This window comes from Deltaproteobacteria bacterium GWC2_55_46 (assembly GCA_001595385.3).
In the GTDB taxonomy this organism is placed as follows: Bacteria; Desulfobacterota; GWC2-55-46; order GWC2-55-46; family GWC2-55-46; genus UBA5799.
In genome coordinates, this window is record LVEI03000001.1 from 2,013,523 (window position 1) to 2,033,384 (window position 19,862).

Annotated in this window: 21 protein-coding genes; 13 read left to right on the top strand and 8 right to left on the bottom strand. The window is 56.8% G+C overall.

The window, feature by feature from the left end:
• Window positions 1-101 precede the first annotated feature (101 nt).
• Both A2V21_309495 and A2V21_309500 read left to right on the top strand, forming a co-directional pair.
• A complete protein-coding gene (locus tag A2V21_309495; protein ID OIJ74469.1) occupies window positions 102-1,067 on the top strand; it encodes a hypothetical protein in 966 nt (321 codons plus the stop codon).
• Between the two features lies 1 nt (window position 1,068).
• Window positions 1,069-1,941 carry a hypothetical protein gene (locus A2V21_309500; GenBank protein OIJ74470.1) on the top strand — a complete coding sequence of 291 codons (873 nt, stop codon included), beginning with the start codon at window positions 1,069-1,071 and terminating at the stop codon, window positions 1,939-1,941.
• A 188-nt stretch (window positions 1,942-2,129) separates the two neighbouring features.
• Here the strand turns inward: A2V21_309500 and A2V21_309505 are convergent, their stop codons facing one another.
• Window positions 2,130-2,594: a hypothetical protein gene (locus A2V21_309505; protein ID OIJ75140.1), complete on the bottom strand. Its 465-nt coding sequence runs from the start codon at window positions 2,592-2,594 to the stop codon at window positions 2,130-2,132.
• A 223-nt stretch (window positions 2,595-2,817) separates the two neighbouring features.
• Between A2V21_309505 and A2V21_309510 the strand changes: the two genes are divergently transcribed.
• From A2V21_309510 to A2V21_309530, 5 genes are all read left to right on the top strand, one after another.
• Complete coding sequence (locus tag A2V21_309510; GenBank protein ID OIJ74471.1) at window positions 2,818-3,714, top strand: hypothetical protein; 897 nt, start codon at window positions 2,818-2,820, stop codon at window positions 3,712-3,714.
• 72 nt (window positions 3,715-3,786) lie between these two features.
• Window positions 3,787-5,043 (top strand): hypothetical protein, encoded by a 1,257-nt coding sequence (locus A2V21_309515; GenBank protein OIJ74472.1) that lies wholly within the window; start codon window positions 3,787-3,789, stop codon window positions 5,041-5,043.
• A 36-nt stretch (window positions 5,044-5,079) separates the two neighbouring features.
• Window positions 5,080-5,940 (top strand): hypothetical protein, encoded by an 861-nt coding sequence (locus tag A2V21_309520; protein ID OIJ74473.1) that lies wholly within the window; start codon window positions 5,080-5,082, stop codon window positions 5,938-5,940.
• 111 nt (window positions 5,941-6,051) lie between these two features.
• Window positions 6,052-6,360 (top strand): hypothetical protein, encoded by a 309-nt coding sequence (locus tag A2V21_309525; protein ID OIJ74474.1) that lies wholly within the window; start codon window positions 6,052-6,054, stop codon window positions 6,358-6,360.
• Window positions 6,361-6,553: 193 nt separating this feature from the next.
• Window positions 6,554-6,973: a hypothetical protein gene (locus A2V21_309530; protein OIJ74475.1), complete on the top strand. Its 420-nt coding sequence runs from the start codon at window positions 6,554-6,556 to the stop codon at window positions 6,971-6,973.
• Here the strand turns inward: A2V21_309530 and A2V21_309535 are convergent.
• Window positions 6,970-7,515: a hypothetical protein gene (locus tag A2V21_309535; GenBank protein OIJ74476.1), complete on the bottom strand. Its 546-nt coding sequence runs from the start codon at window positions 7,513-7,515 to the stop codon at window positions 6,970-6,972. The two genes, A2V21_309530 and A2V21_309535, sit on opposite strands and share 4 nt — an antisense overlap.
• Window positions 7,516-7,685: 170 nt before the next feature.
• On the opposite strand from A2V21_309535, the gene A2V21_309540 reads away from it, so the two are divergent.
• Window positions 7,686-9,485, top strand: coding sequence for a hypothetical protein (locus A2V21_309540; GenBank protein ID OIJ74477.1), 1,800 nt, complete (start codon window positions 7,686-7,688; stop codon window positions 9,483-9,485).
• 181 nt (window positions 9,486-9,666) lie between these two features.
• On the opposite strand, the gene A2V21_309545 is transcribed toward A2V21_309540, so the two are convergent.
• From A2V21_309545 to A2V21_309570, 6 genes are all read right to left on the bottom strand, one after another.
• Window positions 9,667-10,884, bottom strand: coding sequence for a glycosyl transferase (locus A2V21_309545; protein OIJ74478.1), 1,218 nt, complete (start codon window positions 10,882-10,884; stop codon window positions 9,667-9,669).
• 115 nt (window positions 10,885-10,999) lie between these two features.
• Window positions 11,000-12,058, bottom strand: coding sequence for a hypothetical protein (locus A2V21_309550; GenBank protein OIJ74479.1), 1,059 nt, complete (start codon window positions 12,056-12,058; stop codon window positions 11,000-11,002).
• 78 nt (window positions 12,059-12,136) lie between these two features.
• Complete coding sequence (locus tag A2V21_309555) at window positions 12,137-12,829, bottom strand: hypothetical protein (protein OIJ74480.1); 693 nt, start codon at window positions 12,827-12,829, stop codon at window positions 12,137-12,139.
• Window positions 12,813-14,102, bottom strand: a complete 1,290-nt coding sequence (locus A2V21_309560; protein ID OIJ74481.1) for a glycosyl transferase family 2 — start codon at window positions 14,100-14,102, stop codon at window positions 12,813-12,815. Before A2V21_309560 ends, A2V21_309555 begins: the two co-directional genes overlap by 17 nt.
• Before the next feature lie 10 nt (window positions 14,103-14,112).
• Window positions 14,113-14,928, bottom strand: coding sequence for a hypothetical protein (locus A2V21_309565; GenBank protein OIJ74482.1), 816 nt, complete (start codon window positions 14,926-14,928; stop codon window positions 14,113-14,115).
• Window positions 14,925-15,932, bottom strand: a complete 1,008-nt coding sequence (locus A2V21_309570) for a hypothetical protein (GenBank protein ID OIJ74483.1) — start codon at window positions 15,930-15,932, stop codon at window positions 14,925-14,927. The genes A2V21_309565 and A2V21_309570 overlap by 4 nt, the downstream gene beginning before the upstream one ends.
• 103 nt (window positions 15,933-16,035) lie before the next feature.
• On the opposite strand from A2V21_309570, the gene A2V21_309575 reads away from it, so the two are divergent.
• The 5 genes from A2V21_309575 to A2V21_309595 all read left to right on the top strand — a co-directional run bounded on the left by A2V21_309575 (window position 16,036) and on the right by A2V21_309595 (window position 19,857).
• Window positions 16,036-16,860: a hypothetical protein gene (locus A2V21_309575; GenBank protein OIJ74484.1), complete on the top strand. Its 825-nt coding sequence runs from the start codon at window positions 16,036-16,038 to the stop codon at window positions 16,858-16,860.
• Window positions 16,829-17,566, top strand: a complete 738-nt coding sequence (locus A2V21_309580) for a ribonuclease PH (protein OIJ74485.1) — start codon at window positions 16,829-16,831, stop codon at window positions 17,564-17,566. The genes A2V21_309575 and A2V21_309580 overlap by 32 nt, the downstream gene beginning before the upstream one ends.
• A 28-nt stretch (window positions 17,567-17,594) precedes the next feature.
• Window positions 17,595-18,209 (top strand): non-canonical purine NTP pyrophosphatase, RdgB/HAM1 family, encoded by a 615-nt coding sequence (locus A2V21_309585; protein OIJ75141.1) that lies wholly within the window; start codon window positions 17,595-17,597, stop codon window positions 18,207-18,209.
• A 169-nt stretch (window positions 18,210-18,378) separates the two neighbouring features.
• Window positions 18,379-18,585 carry a cold-shock protein gene (locus A2V21_309590; GenBank protein OIJ74486.1) on the top strand — a complete coding sequence of 69 codons (207 nt, stop codon included), beginning with the start codon at window positions 18,379-18,381 and terminating at the stop codon, window positions 18,583-18,585.
• Between the two features lie 120 nt (window positions 18,586-18,705).
• On the top strand, window positions 18,706-19,857 hold the full coding sequence (locus A2V21_309595) for a citrate synthase (GenBank protein OIJ74487.1): 1,152 nt from the start codon (window positions 18,706-18,708) through the stop codon (window positions 19,855-19,857).
• Window positions 19,858-19,862: the final 5 nt, after the last annotated feature.

Genomic DNA, 19,862 nt, shown 5'->3' on the forward strand with positions numbered 1-19,862 from the left:
CAAGGTGAGTACGCCTCATTCCTCTCTCCTTGACGCCTCGCATATGGAGCTTTTTGAGCAGCCTGAACAAAAAGGTGTCCGTCAGGCGAGGACCGTATCTTATGAAGATAAAATTCCGCATAAGGCGATATAACCCCTCCGACAGGGAGAACCCTGAGCCCTACTACCAGGCCTACCCGGTCGAGGTAACCGAGGGGATGACGGTGCTTGAGGCCCTCATCAGGATATCAGAGGAAGACCCGACGCTGTCGTTCAGGAAGTCCTGCCGCTCGGCCATCTGCGGCTCCTGCGCCATGAACGTGAACGGCTTTGCCCGCCTTGCGTGCAACCTGCAGGTCATACCCGAGTACAGGAAGATGGGCGAGATGACCATAGAGCCGCTCGCCAACCACAAGCCCTTGAAAGACCTTGTCGTCGACATGGACCCCTTCTGGAAGAAGATGGAGAAGGTCACGCCTTTCCTCATGCCGTCCGATGAGAGCGCCAGGAACCGGGTAGCCGCCGGGGACCAGGCGAGGATTGACGAGAGCCAGAGGTGCATCATGTGCGGCTGCTGCAACGCAGAGTGCAATAGTCTCGAAATAGACGGGGAGTTCATAGCACCCGCGGCCCTGGCCAAGGCGTGGAGGTTCGTTGGGGACGTAAGGGAGGGCCATCAGACGAAGAGGCTCGAGAGGCTCTCGGCAGAGCACGGCATGTGGGACTGCGTGCGCTGCATACACTGCACCCAGTACTGCCCAAAGGACGTGAAGCCGCTTAAGCAGATAGAGCTTCTGCGCTCGGAGTCGATGAAGGCCGGCGTGCTCGATAACCACGGCGCGAAGCACGTGGCGTCCATGGCCGAATCGGTGGAGAGGGTCGGCAGGCTCGACGAGGCCGCAATGACATTCAAGACACTCGGCTTCCTTCGCACGATCGGCAAGATCCCTTTCGGCCTCAAGATGGAGAGGCACGGCAAGATGCCGCACCCGTATATCCTCCCCCAGATAAAGGACATCGACGAGGTCAGGAAGATATTCGAGGAGATGGGAAAAAAGGCCGCCAGGGCCAGGAAGGCGGAGGATTAGGATGGCTGCTTTGAGATACGCCTATTATCCCGGGTGCGCCTCCCAGCACATGACCAGGGAGGCGAGCGACGCCACGAGGCTCGTTGCCGAAAGGCTTGGCATAGAGCTCCATGATATGCCCAAGGCCAACTGCTGCGGCGCGGGGCTGCTCACAGATTACGACTATCCACTATCGATTGCCTTGAACGCCCGCATCTTCGCAGAGGCCGAGGCGATGGGCATGGATATAATGACCGTATGCTCGACCTGCCTCATGGTCATGTCTACGGCGAACAGGGATCTGAGGAAAGACCCGAAGCTCCTGGAACAGACCAACAGGACGCTCGCCGGTGTTGGGCTCAAGTACAGCGGCAAGACCGAGCTAAAGCAGTTCCTGTGGGTGCTCGCGGGCGACTACGGCCTCGACAAGCTCAAGGGGCAGGTAACAAAGCCGCTCAGCTGGCTTAAGGTGGCGCCCTTTTACGGGTGCCATAGTCTGCGTCCCTCGGACGCTCTCGGTTTTGACGACCCGGAAAGGCCATGGTCGCTTGAGGCAACGATCAAGGCCCTTGGCGCCGAGCCGGTCGAGTACAGGGGAAAGACCAAGTGCTGCGGCTTTCAGGTAGACCTTGTCGCTGAAGGCACTGCCGAGAAGATGACAGGCGTAAGGCTCCTCGACGGAAAGGCGAAGGGCGCGAACTGCTTTGTTACGCCATGCCCCTTCTGCCATATCAACCTCGATAATTACCAGAGGCTCGCCGAGAAGGCGGTCGACGAAAAGATAGAGATGCCGGTATTCCACCTCTCGCAGCTCGTTGGCTTGTCCATGGGCTTTAGCCCGAAGGAGCTTGGCCTCGGGCGGCACCTGGTGTCGCCGGAGAAGGTGATTAAGTAGGTTTTGCAGGCCCTCAAAAAGTCCTTCTGCTTCGTTGTCTTCAGAAGCTCGTAGTGGCGGCGTACGTTCCAAGTACGCCTCCTTCCGCGCTCCCTGATTTAATTGGGGCTGAAGCCTGAACAAAATCTGCGTTTTTCAGCAATCTGTTAAACTATAATAGATGTATCGTCGCTATTAATGTAACCGACCTATCTTTGAAAAACCCCTGTTAGTTTTGCCTCCGCTATCACATGGCTTCTCATGGCGCGCTCTATCTCGCTTTTTTTCGCGCCGTCAGGCAGCCCCAGCGTTGGCACATCAAGCGCCCTCAGGATGAAGTTATACCTGTGCCTGCCGTGTCCTTTGGGAGGGCATGGGCCGCCGTAACCCGCCTGGCCGAAATCCGTAAGGCCCTGCTTCATGCCGTTAAGGCTACCCTCGTTATTCCCCGTACCCCTCGGAAGCTCTCTCAGCTCGGAAGGCATGTCGAAGACCACCCAGTGCACGAACGTGCCCATGGGCGCGTCAGGGTCTTCCATTATAAGGGCGTAGCTCTTCGTGCCATCCGGCGGCTTGCCCCATTTGATGAGGGGGGAGACGTTTTCGCCTTCGCATGAGAATTTCTTTGGTATAGGCGCACCCTCGTTGAAATCAGGGCTGTCGAGCTGGAACATGCGTTCACCTCCGTACGAGTTGATGCCCCATGCAACGGCAAGCGCGATGATCAGAACGGCCGTAGTCTTCATAATAAAGAGCCCGATCCTTTTTGACCGACAATACTTATTGTAGCCTTAAACCGTTCATTTGCAACTGTACCATGTGACAGTGAATGGACGCGTTTGTTTAATCCTTGAAACTCCCCCTCCATCCAAATTATACTTTATGACCGGAGGCGAGATGAAGGTACGTTTCATACTGAACCCCTCGGCAGGCCGCTCCGGCAGGCTCAATGCCCTTGCTGGCGCCGTAAGAAAGCTCTTCAGGGCCGAAGAGGGGATCTTCGAGATAAAACTATCCACGGACGCTGAAAGCGTCAAGGTGCTCTCTCAGGAAGCCGTAAGAAAAGGCTATGAGCTTGTCTTTGCATGCGGCGGGGACGGGACGGTCAATAACGTGGCCTCTTCGCTCGTAGGCACCGGGACGGCGCTCGGCATTCTGCCGACCGGCTCTGGCAACGCGCTTGCCGGCGCTCTCGGCATACCGGCTGATGTTGAGGCGGCCTTGTCGCTGGTCAAAGATGGCGCGATCAGGGAGATGGACGTGGGAGTTGCCTGCGGCAGGTATTTTTTCTCGACGGCGGGTTTTGCCTTTGAGGCATATCTCAGCAGACGCTACAACGAAGGGCGATTGAGCCGGAGGATAAGGGGTGTGGCCCCTTATTTTCCGCTCGCGCTCATGGAATACTTCCGTTTTAAGCCGAGGGATATATCTTTACGCGTCGACGGCCAGGAGATAAACGGCAAGCCCTTTATCCTGACCGCCGCGAATACCGACCGGTTCGGCGGGAACGCCGTCATATCGCCGGACGCGAGGATGGATGACGGGTTGCTCGACTTCTGCTTTATACCGCGTCCAAAGATATTCAACACCCTTGGGTTGGGGCTTAAGCTCTTGAGGGGCAGGATAGAAGACCATAAGGGCTTCAGGAGTTTCCGCGGATCAAGGGGGGTCATAAAAGGCTGGGACCTCGTCGACGCCCATGTGGACGGCGAGCCCTTCCAGTGGCAGGGGGATATCGAGATCTCCGTGCTGCACAGGAAGCTCAAGGTGCTTGCGCCGGAAATAGTCTTATAACCTGCCGGATTCCCTTTATTTTTCAAAAGCAAAGTTGTTGAAGAACTCTCCTCATTAAGGTATCATAAGCGCATGATACCGCTTGATATGACCAGACCCGAGCGTCTCCTGGCGGGCAAGGCAAGGGGGGCGCTCCGGGGGAGGACGTTCAGGGAGCTTCCAGGCCATGAAAAGCTCCTGGTCGCGTACAAGCACCTTGAGGGGCTAAGACAGCTGAACGGCGGCTATATCGCCTCCGAGTACTGCGGGGACAAGGGCGGGGACAGGTACAACGTCTTCTGGCTCCGCGATATCATGTACGCCACCTACGCCAACGAATACGTCGGCGCCTACGACAAGCTCATCGAGAGCTACAGGCTCATCATCCGTATATTCCAGAAGTACAGGCACAAGATAACGAGCGGCGCGAGAAAGCGCCGCTACCTCGGGAGCTGCGCCGACGAGGTCATCCATGCCAGGGTGCATCCCGTCACGCTCGAGGAGATAACACATGAATGGGGGCACCACCAGCTCGATATCCTGGGGCTGTTCCTCTACAAGACCGGCGACCTCATAAAAAAAGGGCACAACGTAATATCTACCGACCAGGCGGAGACCCAGATACTGCTCCGCGACATTGTCCTTTACCTTACGACCGTAAGGTGGCACTCTGACCCTGACTTCGGCATGTGGGAGGAGGGGCCTGAGCTGCACGCTTCGAGCATCGGGGCCGTGCTTGCCGGGCTTACCATGTGGCATGACGACGGCTTTTATCACTACAAGTATAAAAGGCAGATCCCGATACACCATTACCTGCCCGTCCCGCAGGAATTCATAGAGGCTGGAAGGAGCGCCCTTGAAAGGCTCCTCCCGTCGGAATCGGCCACGAGGCCGGTTGACATTGCGCAACTGAGCCTTATATGGCCTTATTATATTATATCCGACAGCCAGGCATTGAATATCATCTCAGCCATCGAGAATAACCTCGTAAGGCGGAGCGGGGTGGTAAGGTATCCCGGGGACCTTTATTACAACGCGGACAGGACAAAGCCCGCTGGCAACGAGGCCGAGTGGCCTCTCGGCTTCGCATGGCTTTTCATAGTGTATTCGCAGCTCGCGGTAAAGGCCCTCAAGATGGGCACGATATTCACGCCGCCCGTCGAGTACATCGAAAAAGCCGAGCTGTACCTTAACAGGCTTGAATCTGTCATGACCCCGGAGGGGCTCGTACCCGAGTTATATACCGGGGGCAAACCCAACTATAACGTGCCGCTCGCCTGGGCTCAGAGCTTCTATGTCGTTGCGCGCCAGAACCTGAACAGGGTCTATGAGAAGATGAACCTCCGCTGAAACGCGGTTCATCGCCTGTTCTCCCCGACTATAGCCATGTTTGACATGAACCCGATAGCCTTCAGGGCTACCATGCTGAATATTCTCGGCAACGCGGGCCTCTTCGCCATGAAGCTCGTCGCCGGGCTAGCCTCTGGCTCCATAGCCCTTATCTCGGACGCGCTCAACTCCCTAAACGACATAGCCGCCTCGATCGCCACCTTCATCTGCGTATATATATCCGATAAGCAGGCCGACGAGGGGCACCCATTCGGCCACGGCAGGGCAGAGCCCATAGCCGGGCTTATCATAGCTGTGCTCGCCGGCATACTTGGCTTCGAGGTCATACGCGAGGGCGTCGAGAGGATAATCGAGGGCAGGCGGGCCGTGGTTGAGCCCTACACCCTCCTGGTCCCGCTTATAACGATGGCGGCGAAGGGGGCCATGTCATGGCACTTCAACCGGGTCGGGAAGATGTTCGGAAGCCCGGCATTGAAGGCCACCGCCATCGATTCTCTCATGGACGTGGCGATAGCCTTCGCGGCCCTTATAGGCCTTGTCGGGACATTGGCCGGTTTCCCATGGCTAGACCCTGTCGCCGGCTTCGCCATAAGCGTCTGGATAATATACACGGGCTATAAGATAGGCATGGAGAACATAGCCTATCTCATGGGGCAGGCGCCGGAGCCTGCCCTGCTGAAAGAGATAAAGGAGGCCGCGCTCATGGCCTCCGGCATAAAAGGGCTTGGCTCTGTGAGGGCCCATTACGTCGGCCCTTTCATACATGTAGAGATACAGATACGGGTCGATAAGGACCTGCCGACGGTAGAGTCCCATGCCATAGGAGAGGCCGTAGCCAACAATATCGAGAGCATAAGCACCATAGAGAAGTGCTTCGTCCACATAGACCCGCTCTGATGATGTCCCGTCCATGAAGGCGGGGGCCCTCGATGAGATCTAAAGTTCTTGACACAGGGGTAGTTTTAAAGTATATAAGTATATACTTAAATAAAAGCAGGCGATCCAGATATGAAAAAGTCAGCAGGGCTCTTCAAGCTCCTTTCAGTGGACAAGAGGATAGAGATAATAGAACTACTCAAGAAGAAGGATTCGTGCGTGAACGGCATCGCCGATGCGCTGGGTGTCACGCAGTCGGCCGTGTCTCAGCACTTGAGAGTGCTGAGGTCCGCCGGTCTCGTAAACGACAGGAAGGAGGGCTATTACGTATTTTACTCGCTCGACAGGGACGCGCTAGAGGCATGCAGGCAGAGGCTCAACAGGATATGCGCCTGCGGCTGCATGGGGAGCGGCAAGACCGGGAAGTCAAGGTGCTCGTGAGTTTTTTTGGGATTTATATAAGTGTATGAACAAATACTTATGGAGGTTGCTTTATGGAGCGGGAGGAGTTGAAAGGAAAGGCGGCAAAGGACGTGGTTGACTCAGGCGGCGGCAGGGAATCGGTGTGCGGGTGCGGCTGCCAGCCCCTTGTTCAGAAGACCGATCGCACGGAGATGGCAAAGGAGGGCAAAAGATGAACTGGATCAGCCAATCTTTTCTTTGGGTGCATGCCGCCGCCGCGATCGTCTGGATAGGAGGCATTTTTTTCATGATGGCGATAGCCGTACCTCTTGCCGGACCGGCAGTGGGAGCGCTCGGGAAAAGGTTCTCCGGGGTTGCTGACTGGTGCATCGCTTTACTTGTCGTGACCGGGGTTGTTGTGGCCTTCTCGGAAGGTTATGCCCATTCATTGGCAGGACTGCCGCTTCTAAAGCTCTTGATGGCGGCTACCATGATCTCGGTACACTACTACAGGGGGAAGGTGCTGGCCCCAAGGATATCAAGGTCAGGGGAAGTGGAAGCCGCCCGGCTTAAGCCGCTTTCAGCGCGCCTCGCGTGGTTCAATCTCGCGCTGGGCTTTCTCATAGTCTTCGTGAGCATGGTGCTGGCCTAGATCCTGGCCAGCACCACTTTATTCACTTCCTCTACCTTCGCCTTTCCGAAAAGCGATTCTACGAGCTTGAAGGCAAACTCCATCGCCGTACCCGGCCCCTGGCTCGTGATGATGTTGCCGTCCACGACAACGCGCTCTTCCGATACGGTCTCGTCCGTAAGCTCGGCCCTCACAGACGGGTGACTTGTCACGGTCCTGCCTCTGGTGGCTCCTATACTTGAGAGCACCGTTGTCGCCGCGCAGATGGCGGTCACCTTACGCCCCTTGCGCATAAGCTCCTCGACGACCTTTTTTACGCGCACGTCCTTCTTGAGGTTCTCGGTCCCGACCGCCCCGCCCGGAAGCACTATCATGTCGAAGTCCGCGGATACGTTATCCATCACCGTATCCGGTATGACCACCACCCTGTTCCTGCTCTCTACAGGGCCAGGTACGGTGCCGGCTATCGTCACCTCGGCCCCGGCCCTCCGTAAGATATCGACCACCGTGAGCGCCTCTATTTCCTCGAAGCCTGGCGCCAGCGGCACGAGCACTTTTGCCATGCGCGTCTCCCTCTCAAAGTGTGTGATGTAGATAGATTATAAGCCCTTTTGCCATCGTGTCAAACAGAACGGAGGTCCGCATGCTTGCGGTTTAAGGGTTTTAGGACTAAGCTTTTGGTAAAAGGCCTGCTTTTCAGGGAACGGCTAAAATTCATACCAAGGAGCCAGACATGGCGAATGGACGCCAGTTAAATCATCTCAAAGGCCAGAAGAGCCCATATCTTAAACAGCATGCCGGGAATCCGGTCGACTGGTATCCGTGGTGCCGGGAGGCCTTTGAGAAGGCGGGGAGCGAGGACAGGCCCCTTATAATAAGCATCGGATATTCCTCGTGCCACTGGTGCCACGTCATGGAGAGGGAGTCCTTCGAGGACGAAGAGACCGCAAGGATAATGAACGAGAACTTCGTCAATATAAAGGTGGACAGGGAGGAGAGGCCTGACCTTGACAGCCTTTACATAAAGGCTGTGCAGGCCATGACAGGGCACGCCGGCTGGCCGCTTACGGTATTCGCCACCGCCGAAGGGGTGCCCTTTTACGGAGGCTCTTATTTCCCGCCTGAGGACAGCTTCGGCATGCCATCGTTCAAGAAGGTGCTCCTTGCGGTAAGCCTCGCGTACCGCAAGAACAGGAAGAAGGTCGCCACCGTTACAGCCGACGTGGAAAAGATACTCAGCAAAAGGAGCGTTATCGCGCCGATAGAGCTGAGATCAGAGGTCTCTGACCTGGCCTTCGACGCGGCGCGCCTTTACTTTGACGGAGCGCACGGCGGCTTCGGCAGGGGGACTAAATTCCCGCACGCCATGTTCCTCAAGTTCCTGCTGGGATACCACAGGAGGACCGGCAGGGAAGAGGCGATGTCGATGGTAGAGAAAACGCTCTCATCGATGGCGATGGGGGGCATATACGACCACCTTGCCGGGGGTTTCCACAGGTACTCGGTGAGCGAGAACTGGGACCTGCCGCATTTCGAGAAGATGCTCTACGACAACGCCCTCCTCTCCGAGCTGTACACGGCCGCCTACGAGGAGACCGGGCTACCGCTGTACAGGCAGGTCGCCATGGAGACCATAGGCTACATGCTCCGCGAGATGAGGGGCGAGATGGGAGGGTTCTATTCGTCGCAGGACGCTGATGTCGACGGGCGCGAAGGGGCGTGCTATATCTGGACGGCAAACGAGGTAAAGGAGATCCTCGGCAAGGACTCCGACAGGTTCATGGATTTTTTCTCGGTGACCGAGGATGGCAACTACGAGGGCAGGAACACCCTGAGGATAAACAGGCCCATAGCCGAAGAGAACGACCCTGTGCCGGATGATATGGCGCGCATGAAGGCGCGCCTCTTTGAGGCAAGGAGGCGGAAAAAGGCGCCGGAGACCGACCGGAAGATCATCACCGCGTGGAACGGCCTTGCCATCACCGCCCTTTCCAGGGCTTCGCGCACATTCAAGAGGCGTGACTTTGCGGACGAGGCGAAGCGCTGCGCCAGGTTCCTGCTCTCTTCGTTAAGGGGCGAGGACGGGCGCATCCTCCGGTATTTCCTCGACGGCAGGGGCGATGTGCTTGGGTTGCTCGAGGACTACGCCCTCCTTGCGGGCGGGCTTCTCTCGATGTACGAGAATACGGGGGAGGAAGAGTGGCTTGAAGAGGGCAGGAGGCTTGCCGACAGGATGATAGATCTCTTCTATGACGATACAAAGGAGCTCTTCTATGATACCGGCAGCGACCAGGAGCAGCTCTTTATCCGTGAAAGGGACCTTTACGACAACGACATACCATCGGGGAACTCGGCCGCCGCTTCAGTGCTCCTTCGGCTTTCGCGCGTAACGGAGGAGAGGCGGTACATGGAGCTTTCAGAGGGGATACTCAAGTCTATAGAGGGGATAATGGAGGAGCCCATCTCCTATGGGAACTTCCTCGTGGTGCTTGAGTCTTTTCTGGCCGTAAATAATAAGGAGATGCCGCACTGAGGGATGAAACAGGTTCCGTTATTGTCATTGCGAGGAGCGTTTCCTTGCGACGAAGCGATCTCCAGGCGCTTCGTCGGCCTGAAGACGAGATTGCTTTCCCTTCGTATGCTCAGGGCCTCGGCTCACACGCCCGCAATGACTGCAAAATCAGTTTTTCCGCAAACTTCCAGGGATCTCATGCCTAAAAAGAGAGCTTGTTGTCCTCTTCAACTATGGCCTTCAACCGTTCGAGTATCCCAGGTGTTGCGGAGATGACCCTGTTCCAGTTGGGTATCATCGGCGCTCCCAGCGGGTTTTCCATTATCGTGCTGGCGGCGTCTATTATCGAATGGGTGAAGGCGTCTACCATCCGTGCCTCCTCGTGGCGGTCGAAGAAGAGGCCGTTTATGGCCGCGTCGCCCTCGTACTTCACTATGTTGTCCTCGGCCATCTTGAGGTAGGCGGCCATGAGAGATTTGAAAAAGCCGTCTGAGAAGACGACACCCTCTGAAGCGAGGGTCCTGAATATGGACTTCGCTATGTCTATGCTCATCTTCATGAGCCCCGTGGAGGGGTCTTCGGCCGATAGGGGCTGGTGTTTGTGCTCATAGTTCTCCGCTATGTCGACCTGGCATATCCGCTTTGCCGAGTAGTTCCTGTAGACCTCGGCGAGCATCCCGACCTCGAGCCCCCAGTCCCAGGGGACCCTGTTTATCCTGGCCACGTCTATCGTCATGGAGAACTCGCCGGCAAGCGGGTATCTGAAGCTGTCGAGGAAGTCGAGGAACGGGCGGTCTTTGCACATCCTCTGGAGGGCCCTCACCAGCGGGGCGAGGAAGAGCCTTGTGACCCTGCCGTGCATCCTGTCGGTCACCCTCGCGTAGTAGCCCTTGCAGAAGACGTAATCGAGGGTAGGGCTTACTACAGGGTAGCAGAGCCTCTCGAGGAGCTCGATACTGTAGTTCTGGATGTCGCAGTCATGGAGCGCTATGACGCTCGACCTGCCGCTTGATATCACATACCCGTACGCTGTCCAGGCCGACCTGCCCTTGCCGTCCTGCCCCGGGCTTACTCCCTTTTCCTCGAGAGTCCTGTAAAGCTCGCTTATCCTCCTGCCGCCTGTGTGTATTATGGTCACGTCCTGCGGCAGGGTGGACATGAACTCCTTTACCTCCCTGAACTCCTCGTCCGAGGCAGGGCCGAGGGCGAGCACTATCTCACGGAGGAAACGCGCTCCCTTAAGCTCCTCCACTATGCCCTTCATGGCATCGCTTCGGACGTCCGTGCAGAGCGCGGGCAAGACCAGGGCTATTGGGCGCGCAAGGCTATAGAGCTCAAGCTCGGCCACAAGCCGCTCTGTCTTAGGCCTTCCAAGCCTGTGAAATGTGGTTATGGCGCCGGCATGGTAGAAGTCAGCCATGTGTCATCTCCTTGGCGGATTGGACTGATAAAGGTTAGTCGGCCGGGGAACGGCTGTCAAGGGAGGTGTGGTAAAAGGGCCGGCCGGACTCCCCAGGGGCTCGATGCCCTGGGGTTCATTGTTTTATGTGTACGGTCCTGGTCGGGAACGGGAAGTCTATGCCCTCGGCCTTGAACCTATGGAAGATGCGCTTCCTTAATTCGTGCTGGACGGCGTACTGGTCGACGTAGGACGCGACCTGGCAGATGAGGGTGAAATCGAGCGAGTAGTCCCCAAAACCCGGGATGAACCTGACAAATGGCGCATTTGGGTCGCCCAGGAGCCCGGGGACCTCTCCCACCGCCTTGCTCGCCTCGTCAACGAGCACCATTTCAACGTGGGACGGGTCAGAAGAGTAGCTGACGCCTATCTTCATCAACAAGGCCATCCTTTCCTCCGGCATGGAGTAGTTTGTGATGACGCTCTGGGCGAGCTTGTTGTTGGGCACGATTACTATATTGTTTGAGAGCTGCCTTATCCTCGTCGTCCTCCACCCGATGTCGGAGACAAAGCCTTCCTCTCCGGTGGCCATTTTTATGTAGTCTCCTACCCTCACCGGCTGCTCCATCAGTATGTGCATGCCGGCGAAGAAGTTGGAGAGCGAGTCCTGGAGCGCGAGCGCCACGGCGAGGCCGCCGACGCCAAGGGCCGTGAGCATCGGGGTTATCGATACGCCGAGGCCGTTAAGGATAATGAGGATGCCTATAGTGAAGATGACCGCCCTGATGACGGTCCTGGAAAGGCCGGTGACGGCTATCCCGGCGGCGGATTTTTCGATGGAGCTTTGGGCGAGGCGCGCGACTATGCTGGCCGCGGCTATGGTGGCCGAAAAGACGATGAGTACATAGAGTGCCTTGAGCCCGTAGTTGACATACTCAGGGGGCAGCCCTGAGGTGGCGATCGTGATGTATATCGCAAGGGCGAGCGCCCAGAAGATGGAAGGGTGCCTGATGGAATCTATTATGAAGTCGTCTGCCTTGGTATCGGTCCGCCGCGCCCATTTTGAAAGCCATCCAAGGGAGAGCTTTCTCGCGAGCAGGAGTACGGCCGCTATAAGGATGAACTCAAGTCCAAAAAAGACGAGTATCTTGAGAAGGCTTTCGTTTTGGCCGAATTTTTCCCAGAACGGCTGCATCTTCTTTTGTCACACCTCCGGTGTTGTGGGATCGCGGGTAGTTTAACATCATCAAGGGATGTACGCAACCGTGAAGGCTCAGAGCTGGTCGATGTTGTCCCTGTCACGCCTGGCCAGGAGGTATTCTATTACTTTTTTCGCGTACTCCTTGCCTGCCGCGCCGAAGGCCACGGCCGCGGCGGCCCCGATGGTGCCGAAAAATATGACAAAGGCGGCAAGGATTATATTCGGCGCTATATCGAGCTGTTCGAGGGCCATAGCGAAGACGAGTATGAAGAGGATGAGCCTCACCAGTTCGCTCAATAGCTTCGAGTATTCTATGCCGGCGTTCACCGCCGCAATAAGCGCCGACCTTGCCAGGAAGTTGGCTATGAAGCACCCGAGGAAGACTATTATTACAGCCGAGAAAAAGCGGGGCAGGTAGAGGAAGAAGACCGATACCAGCGCGTCTGTCACCTTGTAGCCGAGGGTGGCGAAGCCGGCCATGAAGAAGAGCACGACTATGAACCAGTAGATGAACGAGCCGATAAAGGCCGAGGGCGGCCCCTTTATGCCGGCCTTCCTGAAGCCGGTCGTGAGCCCTATCTGGTCGCTCCAGGCGTCGAGCCTTACGGCCCTGAAGCCCTTGAGGAGCAAAAATTCCACAAAGGCCGCGGCTATGAAGCCCGATACCGCGATGATCAATATTACGAGCAGGTCCGGGATGAACTCCAGGAGCTTGTCAATGAACGTCTCGAGGTGTTCTTTCAATTTTTCAAATATCCTGTCCATGTTCCATCCCTCCTTGCCAGTTGCCTGCCAGGTAGTCTCTTTGTCTTTCGTATTCGGCGCACACGTCCTCGACCACCGCTTCGGCCTCGTCGTCGCTCATCTCGGCAGTCTCCAGAAAAAACGAGGCGGTGCGGCCATAGTAGAGCGGGATGAGGGATTTGAGAAGGTGTTCGGGCGGAAGCTTTCTGTGGTGGTAGGCAAGCATGTAGTCATAGATTATCCTCACCCAGGTCTCCTTGGGCAGCCGGAATGACGCTGCATCCGCCCTCGACAGCCCCTCAAGCTCTTCCACTATGCCCTTGTCGATAAAGCCCGCCCACAAGCCGCTTAAGTTCTCGGCGCCTATCCTGAAGCTCCGGATCATCCCGTCCGTGTCGACCTTTATCGGGATGACGCCGACCGAGTACTTGAAGCCGAAGGTCGGCACCTCGCTTGAACCATGCCTTTGCCGCCACTCGTTGTTGTGCTTCTCCGTGAGCGACATGAGGGAGCCTACGACCTGGACGAACATGTCCTTCAGGTCCGCGCCGGGGTCCTTTGGGTCATGTATCTTGGCCCCGAGATAGGACTGGCAGACATTGAAGCCGCCGGCCAGCGCCTCGGTCGTCATCCAGATGTCTATGCCGAACCTCGCTATGTCCGAGTCCCATACGTCCTGCGCGAGATAGAACCTGGCCATCTCCCCTGAGAAGCCGAAGTCCCCGCCTATGGGCTGGCGTATCTTCCTGCCGTAGAGCGCCCTGGTGACAGGGTATATCATCGAGTTTGTGATGGTGCCGTCGTATTTATGCCTGCTGTAAAGGGGCGCGACGAAATCGAAGCCTTCCTTGTATACCGGAGAGAGGAGGAGCTCTACCCACTCCGGCGTTATCGAGCGGAGGTCCGCGTCGACTACGCAGCATGCCTTCGCGCCAAGGGCGGATGCCTTCTCGAAGATGGCCCTGAAGGCGCTGCCCTTGCCGGGGATGCCGTGGTAAGGCGTCGTTATCCTGTTGACAGGTGAGAGCCTGTGTGACAGGAATACCGCCTTGTGGTCCACGCTCGCGTTCAGTAGTATCTCAGGGGTGCTGTCGGTGGAGCCGCCGTCAGAGTTGATGATCACAGCCTTCTCGTAAGGGAAGTACTTGTCGAGCCCGGCGTCTACGGCGCCGACCACATGGGCTATGGTCCTCGCGTTGTTGTAGCTCGCTATGCCTACAACTATGTCGGCCCGGGCAGGATCGGCGCTGGCTGCCGCTATCTCATTTTCGTCAATTTCATGAGGCTCTGGCATCGGCAAACCCCTAACAGGTATAGCCTTCGGCGCCCTTTATCGAATCGAGTATTCCGGTTACGGCCTTCTCCCAGCCTTGGGGCCCGGCCCCTTGAGCCTTTACAAGGCCCGGGACCTCTCCTATGTCGTTGTACCCTCCGTCATCGCCGACCAGCACAGGGTAATCGACGACCCTTAGGAAGGGGGCGTCGTTCAAGGCGTTTCCCGCGCCTATGGTCACTATCTTGCCGTAAAGCGCCCTGTAGAAGGACTTTAACCTTTCAACCGCCCCGCCTTTGTCATTCGGGCCGGTCATGTGGAAAAGGCGGCCCATGGTAAATGAGTATCCGGCCGCTTCCACAAGTCCTTTGGCCTCTTCAGGCGAGCCGTCCTCCAGAATAAACGGCTCATCGAAGTCCCTTTCCCTTGCAAGCCATGCTTCTTTCACCGGAAGACCTGTAAGGTTCGATATCTCTTCGTCGCTTAAGTCCCCGAAGCCCTTTATGGCCTTTCCGGAAGAGGCCCTTATACGGACAAGCGCCTGGCGAAGCTCACGGTAGTCGGTGCCGAGCCTTATTAGCGTATAGCCGTCGAGTTTTTCACCTTGTACGGGGAAGGGAAAGTATGACCCCGGGATGAATATGCCGCCCCCGTTCTCGGTAATGAACGGGTCTGTGTTTTTGAGGCGCGACCTTATGTGTTCGACCTCAGCTCTGGTCTTGCTCGTGACGACCACAAGCGGGATCCCATCTTGTTTTATCCTCTCAAGGGCGCGCTCCGCTGGAGCGAAGGAGTACTCTTCATCAAGGAGCGTACCGTCGAGGTCGGTAAATATAATGGCCTTCATAACGGTCCCCGGTAGATCAGGTAGATGTTCAGGGCCGCCAATACCATCATCGAGATGGAGTCCCAACCGAGGCGCGTCGCCTTCCTCTCAGGGCGGTAGGTTATGCTTATGAGCACGATGGCCGTCATCAATATCGCAGTCATGCCGGTTATCGCGTGCGCGGGAGAGATGCTTGATAGAAGAGGTCCCTTCGAATAGAGGATGTCGTCTACGGCAAGGAGGCCTATGTTGAACATGTTGCTCCCGAGGAGGTTCCCAAGGGCGAGGTCGGCGGCCCCTATCCTCATGGCCGAGAAGGATACCACCAGCTCTGGCAGAGTAGTGGTCATGGCAACGAAGACTGTGCCCATGAAGCTTTCTCCGAGGCCGGTGGCCTCCGAGATATCAGCTGCGATGAAGGGCAGGGCGGTGGCGACAGCTAGTACCACCGCGGCGTTTATGATGTACATGAGCGCGGCCCTCTTCCCTGATATGTGGGTATACCTGAGTTTCTCGATCGTCTCTTCGGCGATCCTCTTGAGGTACTTTTTTTCGTAGTAGTAGACGACCCTGACTCCTACGATGTAGGCGGCCACTATGGCCGGGGTATACGCGCCGACGTGGAGAAAGGACGGCATCTGGTTTTTAAGCGTTATGGATGCCGTCACGATGCCTATGAGCATGATCCCGAACCCGGCGGAAAGGACGTGGGATTGGCCAACCTTCAGGAAGATCGGGCTGACCTTGTCCATGGGGTCGAGGAGCGCGAGTATCAGGAGGTTGAATACGCAGGCGCCGAGGATGTCTCCCACCGCTATGTCGGGGACGTCCGCGATGGTAACCGAGCTTAGCCCTGTAGCAAGCTCCGGCAGCGAGGTGATGCTGGCCAGTATGATAAGCCCTGTCCAGGCCCTGCCGAGGCCGGTCTTCTCGGCTATGACGTCCCCGTATTTCGAAAGCTTCGTGCCGCACAATACTATAACCGCTGCCAGCGCCATGAATTCCACCCATAATACAGCCATCATATCCCCCCGGCGGTCGATATTTAACTATATCTCACGCCCAGGTTTACCGCAAATCTAAAGCGCATTGACTTGTGGCCCGCTTTGAATTTAAAATATCCCCGATATGCGAAAGTTCTTCACTATAGCGTTTTTATCTGTTTTCTGGCTTTCCTTCATCTCTGGTGAGGCTGCTGCCATCAAAGGAAGCGCGGCCATTGATGATGAGGTCCAGGTCATAGTGATAGATCCTGGCCACGGCGGGGACGACACCGGGGCAAAGGGGCCATCAGGGGTCGAGGAGAAGGAGATAACGCTAAAGGTGGCCTTGAGGCTCGTCGAGGCGCTCAAGGAACGCTTCGATTGCAGGGTGCTCCTCACCAGGACGACCGACGTATTCATCCCATTGGGCGAAAGGACCGCCTTCGCGAACAGTAATAAAGCAGACCTCTTCATAAGCATACATGTCAACGCCGCGCCGAACAGGGACGCCAGGGGTGTAGAGACCTTTTTCCTGAGCTTCGAGTCTACCGACGAGGACGCCAGAAGGGTGGCTGCCTTCGAGAACAGCGCCTCCGCCGGGATGAGCTCTGGTATATCCGAAGACAGCGGCGACTTGAAGGACATACTCCTTGATCTGGCGAACACGATGTCGCACCACGAGAGCTCAAGGCTTGCCGAGGTGATACATACCAGCGTGCTCGGCTCTACAGGCAGGGAGAACAGGGGGGTAAAGCAGGCCCCGTTCTCTGTGCTTGTCGGCGCCACAATGCCCGCGGTGCTCGTCGAGGTGGGTTTCATATCCAACCCCTCGGAGGAAAAATGGCTTTCGTCCGGAAAGGACCAGGCCAGGATAGCGGAAGCGATAGCCGAAGGCGTCATGAGCTTCAAAAATATAATCACCAGGAAAAGAGGGTACATTGAGATCAGCGGCAAAGCAGCGCAGGAGTGACGGGAGAAGGGCGGACGAGCTCCGCCCGTTGAAGATAACGCGCGATTACCTCAAGTTCGCCGAGGGCTCGGTCCTGATCGAGATGGGCGACACCAAGGTCATCTGCGCCGCCACCGTCGAGGAGCGTGTCCCGCCCTTTCTGGCGGGGACCGGCAAGGGCTGGCTCACGGCGGAGTACTCGATGCTCCCCAGGTCATCGAAGAAGAGGATACAGCGGGAGACCGGCAAGGTCGGCGGAAGGACACATGAGATACAGCGCCTTATCGGACGGAGCCTGAGGGCGGTGGCTGACATGGACTCGCTCGGCGAGAGGACGGTCTATATCGACTGCGACGTGATACAGGCCGACGGAGGCACAAGGACAGCCTCCATAACCGGGGCCTATGTCGCGGTATACGACACCTTGAGGGAGCTTAAGAAGAAGGGCGTCTTAAGCTCGATACCACTTCTCGACTCGATAGCTGCCGTAAGCGTAGGCATAGTGCAGGGGGTACCTGCGCTTGACCTCAATTATGTGGAGGACTCGTCAGCCGACGTCGACATGAACGTCATCATGACCGGGAGCGGCCGTTTCGTTGAGGTCCAGGGCACGGCCGAGCACGCGCCTTTTACCAAAGGCGAGCTCTCGTCGCTTATCAACCTTGCCTCAAAGGGCATTAAAGAGCTTACCATTGCCCAGAAGAGGTCCCTCAATAAAAGACGTTAGCTTCTACGCGATCGACATGGATAAAAGGATGAGAATAGTCCTTGCCACAAAGAATGCCGGCAAGGCGCGCGAGATATCGAGCATCCTCGAAGGCGCGGGAGTTGAGCTGGTCACGCTCGCGGAATATCCTGAATTGGAGCTGCCGCCAGAGACAGGAGAAACGTTCAGGGAGAACGCCCTCGCGAAGGCAAGGTTCACTTCTGCCGCCACAGGCCTTCCAGCGCTCGCTGACGACTCCGGCCTTGAGGTCGATGCCCTCGGAGGAAGGCCTGGCGTCCGCTCCGCTCGATACGCGGGAGCAGGCGCAACCGACAGGGAGAATTACGAGAAGCTCCTTGCCGAGATGAAAGGCGTGCCGATGGAGTCGCGGGGCGCGCGCTTCAGGTGCGCTGTCGCGTTCGTCGGGCCTGGCGGGCCTGGCGGGATAGAAGAGCTTTTCGAGGGGTCGTTTTCCGGGTCAATATCTGAAGAGCCCAGGGGCAGGGGCGGCTTTGGATATGACCCCGTCTTCATCGTCCCGGGAAGGGGTATTACTGTAGCGGAGCTTCCCCCCGGAGAGAAGGACAGATTAAGCCACCGGGCAAAGGCGCTCGAGGCGTTCAAGGTATTTCTCATCGGAAGAAAGAGAGAAAAAAAGAGCTGAAATAAAATTTCAAGTGGCCGCCTTGACAACCCCCAAACCCTCAATTAGACTTACTCATTAAGTAAGGTAGTAGCAGGGTTTGGAAGCGCGAGGTAATCTTTAAAAAGGACCTGAAGTGCGAAAAACCCCTATTACTTATCAACTTCAAGAGAAAGGAGGGTTTTTCTTTATGCCTTCAGGAAAGGTCAAGTGGTTCAACGAATCAAAGGGGTTTGGTTTCATAGAACAGGACACCGGTGAGGACGTATTCGTCCACTATACTTCCATTCAGGGCTCCGGGTTCAGGACCCTGAAGGAGGGGCAGAGGGTTGATTTCGAGATCACCAAGGGCCCAAAGGGCCTCAAGGCCGAGAACGTCAATCCTAACCCGCTCTAAGCGTGATACAAGGGGATTCCTTCGAGCCCTCATCCAGGCGGATGGGGGCTTTTTTTATGTACAACCCTTGCCGGGTATTATAATATCAATTGAACATAACTTCTCCCGGTCAGGTGAAATATGGAAGAGAAACCGGTAATGGATGTGGTCCCGGGCCTTGAGGGGATACTTGCGGCGGAATCGGCCATAAGCTTCATCGACGGCGACAAGGGCATACTCGAGTACCGGGGCATCCCGGTAGAAGCGCTCGCCGAGAAGAGCAGCTTTATCGAGACCTCCTGGCTATTGCTCTTCGGCCGCCTCCCTGAAAGCGGCGAGTACGCGAAGTTCAGGGACGATATCACCTTCCACACAAGGCTCAAGTTCAAGATCCTCCGGATGATGGAGTTCCTGCCCGAGAACGGCCACCCCATGCATTACCTGCAGGCCGTGACCTCGGCTATGGGCATGTATTATCCGGCGAGGGAGACCCTTGACCCGGAGGTCCGCTACTGGTCGGCGGTACGGCTCATAGCCAAGCTCCCTACGATAGTTGCCGCCGTCCACAGGCTCAAGCACGGGGACGCTCCCATACAGCCCAGGAACGACCTCTCTTTCGCCGCGAACTTCTATTACATGCTCTTCGAGAAGGAACCCTCTGCGCTCGTCGAGCGCATACTCGACGTGATGCTCATCCTCCATGCCGACCACACCATGAACGCCTCGACCTTTAGCGCCAGGGTGGTCGGTTCGACCCTCGCGGACCCTTACACCATCGTAGCATCCGCCATCGGCACCCTTTCAGGCCCGCTCCACGGAGGCGCCAACGAAGAGGTCGTGCGCATGATAGACGAGATCGGGACGAAGGAGAACGTAAGGCCTTACATCGAAAGGAAGCTTGAGAGGAAAGAGAAGGTGATGGGCGTGGGGCACAGGGTCTACAGGACCGTTGACCCCAGGGGCGAGTTCCTCAAGGGCTATATAAGCCTTCTCGCCGAACACGACGGCATAGATAAAAAGACGCTCGATATTTCCCGCGAGATAGAGGCGGTGGTGCGCGAGAGGCTGTCGCAAAAGAACATCCACCCCAACATAGACTTCTATTCAGGTATCATCTTACGTTCTATCGGCATCCCGACAGAGCTATTTACCCCCATATTCGCCATGGGCAGGGTGGCCGGCTGGCTGGCGCACTGGATGGAGCAGCTAAAATCCAACCGCATATACCGTCCGGAGCAGAAGTACACGGGCCTTCGCGAACAGCCCTATATCCCCATGGAAGAGAGGAAGTGATCCCC